Raw genomic sequence first — 4,730 nt, 5'->3', positions numbered from 1 at the left:
GTTCAGCACGATGCCGCCACCGGCAAAGGCGCCGATATAGAAATAGACGAAGTCACGCGCAGCGCCCGCCTGCCCGAAGACGAGTTCGGCGCCGCAGGCCGACGTGGCGTCGTTCTGCAAATAGACCGGAAAATCGCATTGCGCCTGGATGTCGGCCCTGATGTCGCGGTGACGCCATTCGTCCATCACGTCGCGCGGGGCGCCGGCGGTATCGGCCCAGTTCCACAATTCGAACGGCATGGCGATGCCCAGCCCGGCGATGCGCTTGTCTTGCGCGGGCGTGAGCTCGCCGCGCATCTGCCGCATGCCGTTGCTGACGAAGTCCACCGTCTCGCGCGGCGCCGGGTAGCGATAGGAATGCTGCAGCATCGAACGGACATTGCCAAGGAAGTCGATCAACACCAGTTCAGCGCTGCGGCGGCCGATCTTCAGGCCGATGAAGAAAGCGCCTTCGGGATTGAGCGCCATCGGGATGGAAGGCTGGCCGATCTTGCCGCGCAACGGCGCCTGACGCAGCAGGAGGCTTTCTTCCTCCAACTCGCGCATGATGACCGAAACCGTCTGCGCCGAAAGTCCGGTCATGCGGGCGATGTCGGATTTTGCCAGGCTGCCGTGTTGACGCACCAGCGACAGCACCAACCGCTCATTGTGGTCGCGCATGCCGCTCTGGTTGGTGCCGCGGTGAATGAGGCTGTCATTCACCTCGGGCGAACCGTGCCTCGCAATGGCCGTTTCCACCCTGTTCCTCCCGTCGTTTCCCCTCAATGCTTTTGGGCCAGAATGGGTGAACGAAGCAATGCTGTCAATAATAAATAAGAGTGATTTAATTATTGACACGGGCTTCGGCCTGGTGTCTGTTAAGGCAGCGTCCACGCTGGGAGAATTTCGTTGGATGCGCTGCAGGTGCCGGTTGGCCGGCATCGGAATGGTTCCACTGGGAGGAAAATCGTGACCAATACAAAATTGTTGAAATCGACCGTGTTTGCCGCCGCGGCTCTGGGGCTGATGGCGTTTGCCTCGTCCGCATCCGCGGCCGGTGTCGGCGCCTGCCTGATCACCAAGACCGACACCAATCCCTTCTTCGTCAAGATGAAGGAAGGCGCGACCGCGAAGGCCAAGGAACTCGGCGTCGACCTCAAGACCTATGCCGGCAAGATCGACGGCGACAGCGAGAGCCAGGTCGCGGCGATCGAAAGCTGCATCGCCGATGGCGCCAAGGGTATCCTGATCACCGCATCCGACACCAAGGGCATCGTGCCGACCGTGAAGAAAGCGCGTGATGCCGGCCTGCTGGTGATCGCGCTCGACACGCCGCTCGATCCGATCGACGCCGCCGATGCGACCTTCGCGACGGACAATCTCGAAGCAGGCAAGCTGATCGGGGCCTGGGCCGCCGCCACGCTCGGCGACAAGGCCAAGGACGCCAAGATCGGCTTCCTTGACCTGACGCCTTCGCAGCCGACTGTCGACGTGCTGCGCGACCAGGGCTTCATGATGGGCTACGGCATCGATGTAAAAGATCCCAACAAGATCGGCGACGAGACCGATCCGCGCATCGTCGGCCATGACGTCACCAACGGCAACGAAGAGGGCGGCCGCAAGGCGATGGAGAACCTCCTGCAGAAGGACAACACCATCAACGTCATCCACACCATCAACGAGCCCGCCGCTGTCGGCGCCTACCAGGCGCTCAAGGCTGTCGGCCTCGAAAGCCAGGTGCTGATCGTTTCCGTCGACGGCGGCTGCCCCGGCGTGAAGTCGGTGGCCGAAGGTGTCATCGGCGCCACTTCGCAGCAATACCCGCTGCAGATGGCTGCACTCGGCATCGAGGCGATCGCCGCTTTTGCCAAGGACGGAACCAAGCCGAAGCCGACCGAAGGCAAGAACTTCTTCGACACCGGCGTCAACCTGGTGACCGACAAGCCGGCCACCGGCGTCAAGTCCATCGACACCAAGGAAGGCCTCGCCAAGTGCTGGGGCTGATGCCGTTCTGACCGGCATCCAAGGAACCTGAGCGGTCGGGGCTTGATCCCCGGCTGCTTCGGGTGGACGATGGCTCGCGTGACCGCGAACAATCCCGGCAGCAGACCGGAAAGGCGTGGACTGGCGTCGGCGTTTGGCTGAAGCCTACGGGGAGAAAACATGGCTCAAGCTCAGGAATTCGAGAAGGTTCTCTCGAGCAGCGACACCAGCGTTGCTGCTTTTGACGAGCACAAATCGGCCGTCAAGCGTATCCAGCATTTCTTGCATTCGACGCCGGCCGCGGTGCCGCTGATCGTCCTGGTTCTGGCGATCATCGTCTTCGGCATCACCATCGGTGGGCGTTTCTTTTCGTCCTACACGCTGACGCTTATCCTGCAGCAGATCGCCATCATCGGCATTCTGGGGGCTGCGCAGACATTGGTCATCCTGACCGCAGGCATCGACCTGTCGATTGGTGTGATCATGGTGATTTCAGCGGTGATCATGGGCAATTGCGCGGTCTCCTACGGCATGCCGAGCGCGCTCGCAGTGGCGATCGGGCTTGCCGCCGGCGCCGCCTGCGGGCTGCTCAACGGGGTGCTTGTCGCCTACATGAAGCTACCACCCTTCATCGTGACGCTTGGCACCTGGAACATCGTCATGGCCACGAACTTCATCTATTCGGCCAACGAGACGATCCGCGACACCGACGTCGATACCCAGGCGCCGCTGCTGCATCTCTTTGCCATCAGTTTCAAGGTCGGCACTGCGGTGCTGACGCTCGGCGTCATTGCCACGGTCCTGCTCGTGATGATCCTCTGGTACGTGCTCAATCACACGGCGTGGGGCCGCCATGTCTACGCCGTTGGCGATGACCAGGAGGCGGCGAAGCTGTCGGGCATCCAGACCAAGAAGGTGTTGATGACGGTCTACACCTTGGCCGGCCTGATCGCCGCTTTCGCGGCCTGGGTCTCCATCGGCCGCAACGGCTCGATCTCGCCGTCGGCTGCCGTCACCGACTACAATCTGCAGGCCATCACCGCGACGGTGATCGGCGGTATTTCCCTCTTCGGCGGACGCGGCTCCATCCTGGGCACGCTGTTCGGCGCGATGATCGTCGGCGTCGTTTCCATGGGCCTCAACATGCTGGGCGCCGATCCGCAATGGAAGGTGCTGCTCACCGGTGTGCTGATCATCGGCGCCGTGGCAGTCGACCAATGGATCAGAAAGGTGTCGGCATGACCATGACCCAGGAACCCATCCTCACCGCGCGTGGCCTGATCAAGCGCTATGGCCGTGTCACCGCCCTCGACAATGCCGACTTCGACCTTTATCCCGGCGAAATCCTCGCCGTCATCGGCGACAACGGCGCCGGCAAGTCGTCGCTCATCAAGGCGATTTCCGGCGCGGCCGTGCCCGACGAAGGCGAGATCCGGCTTGAAGGCAAACCCGTCGCCTTCAAATCGCCGATGGAGGCACGCGAAGCCGGCATCGAGACCGTCTACCAGAATCTGGCACTGTCGCCGGCGCTCTCGATCGCCGATAACATGTTCCTTGGCCGCGAGATCCGCAAACCGGGTTTTCTGGGCGATTGGCTGCGTATGCTCGACCGTCCGGCGATGGAAAAGCGCGCCCGCGACAAGCTTACCGAGCTTGGCCTGATGACCATCCAGAACATCAGCCAGGCTGTGGAAACGCTCTCGGGGGGCCAGAGGCAGGGCGTTGCGGTGGCGCGCGCGGCCGCCTTCGGCAGTCGTGTGGTGATCATGGACGAGCCGACGGCCGCCCTTGGCGTCAAGGAAAGCCGCCGCGTGCTCGAGTTGATCCTCGACGTCAAGAAGCGCGGCCTGCCGATCGTGCTGATCTCGCACAACATGCCGCATGTGTTCGAAGTGGCCGACCGCATTCACATCCACCGGCTCGGCCGTCGCCTCTGCGTCATCGATCCCAAGCAATATACGATGTCCGATGCCGTGGCCTTCATGACCGGAGCAAAGGTTCCGCCCGAGGCAGCGCTGGCGGCCTGATACATGTCGCCCAAGTGCTGGAGGGTTGGCGGCACGGCAAGCACGGAACAGGAATTTGAAGCGCGTCGCGCGACCGTCTTGGCGCGTCACACTTGCGAATTGCCAAATTGCCGCAGGGGGCATGCCGGTTCGGGCATGTTTAAATCGATTGAATATATAGCGGTATCAGCTAGCATGGGCTGGGAGGAGCGATGAAAGCCGGTATGATCATGGCAACCGCACGAGAGGCATCATGACGAGCGCGATGACATCCGAACCCCTTCCTCCACTGCTCGAAAATCCTGATCCCAAGACACTCGCACGTGAAGTCTTGGTGGCCCTCAAATACCGGGTCGGCAAGGATACCACCGTTGCGACCCAGTACGACTGGCTGACCGCCTCGATCAAGGTCGTGCGCGACCGGATCGTCGATCGCTGGATGCAGGCGACGAAGGAGGCGTACGATCAGAAGGAAAAACGCGTCTATTATCTGTCTCTGGAGTTCCTCATCGGCCGCTTGATGCGCGATGCCTTCTCCAATCTCGGCCTGATGGACAACATGCGCGAGGCCCTGTCGTCTCTGGGCGTCGATCTCGATCTCATCGCCGCACTCGAGCCGGATGCCGCACTTGGCAATGGCGGCCTCGGGCGGCTTTCGGCCTGCTTCCTGGACAGCATGGCGACCGTCGACATTCCCGCGCATGGCTACGGCATCCGCTATGCCAACGGCATGTTCCGCCCGGAGATTCCCGACGGCTGGCA

5 protein-coding genes are annotated in these 4,730 nt (G+C 62.1%); 4 read left to right on the top strand and 1 reads right to left on the bottom strand.

Features of this window, described 5'->3' with window-relative positions; genetic code table 11:
* On the bottom strand, positions 1–738 hold a 738-nt coding region (locus EN925_RS24140; RefSeq protein ID WP_164768691.1), incomplete at its 3' end, for an ROK family transcriptional regulator.
* A 228-nt stretch (positions 739–966) separates the two neighbouring features.
* On the opposite strand from EN925_RS24140, the gene EN925_RS24135 reads away from it, so the two are divergent.
* From EN925_RS24135 to EN925_RS24120, 4 genes are all read left to right on the top strand, one after another.
* Positions 967–1,983 (top strand): sugar ABC transporter substrate-binding protein, encoded by a 1,017-nt coding sequence (locus EN925_RS24135; RefSeq protein WP_024503693.1) that lies wholly within the window; start codon positions 967–969, stop codon positions 1,981–1,983.
* A 159-nt stretch (positions 1,984–2,142) separates the two neighbouring features.
* Positions 2,143–3,204: an ABC transporter permease gene (locus EN925_RS24130; RefSeq protein ID WP_013532703.1), complete on the top strand. Its 1,062-nt coding sequence runs from the start codon at positions 2,143–2,145 to the stop codon at positions 3,202–3,204.
* A complete protein-coding gene (locus tag EN925_RS24125) occupies positions 3,180–3,989 on the top strand; it encodes an ATP-binding cassette domain-containing protein (protein ID WP_224621066.1) in 810 nt (269 codons plus the stop codon). Before EN925_RS24130 ends, EN925_RS24125 begins: the two co-directional genes overlap by 25 nt.
* Before the next feature lie 232 nt (positions 3,990–4,221).
* Positions 4,222–4,730: glycogen/starch/alpha-glucan phosphorylase (locus EN925_RS24120; protein ID WP_206632901.1), on the top strand; the 509-nt coding region annotated here is incomplete at its 3' end.

It is taken from the genome of Mesorhizobium sp. M7A.F.Ca.US.006.04.2.1 (assembly GCF_004022915.1).
Lineage (GTDB): Bacteria > Pseudomonadota > Alphaproteobacteria > Rhizobiales > Rhizobiaceae > Mesorhizobium > Mesorhizobium ciceri.
Note: the sequence above shows the minus strand (reverse complement) of the source record. Positions and strands in the feature narration are given on the sequence as shown.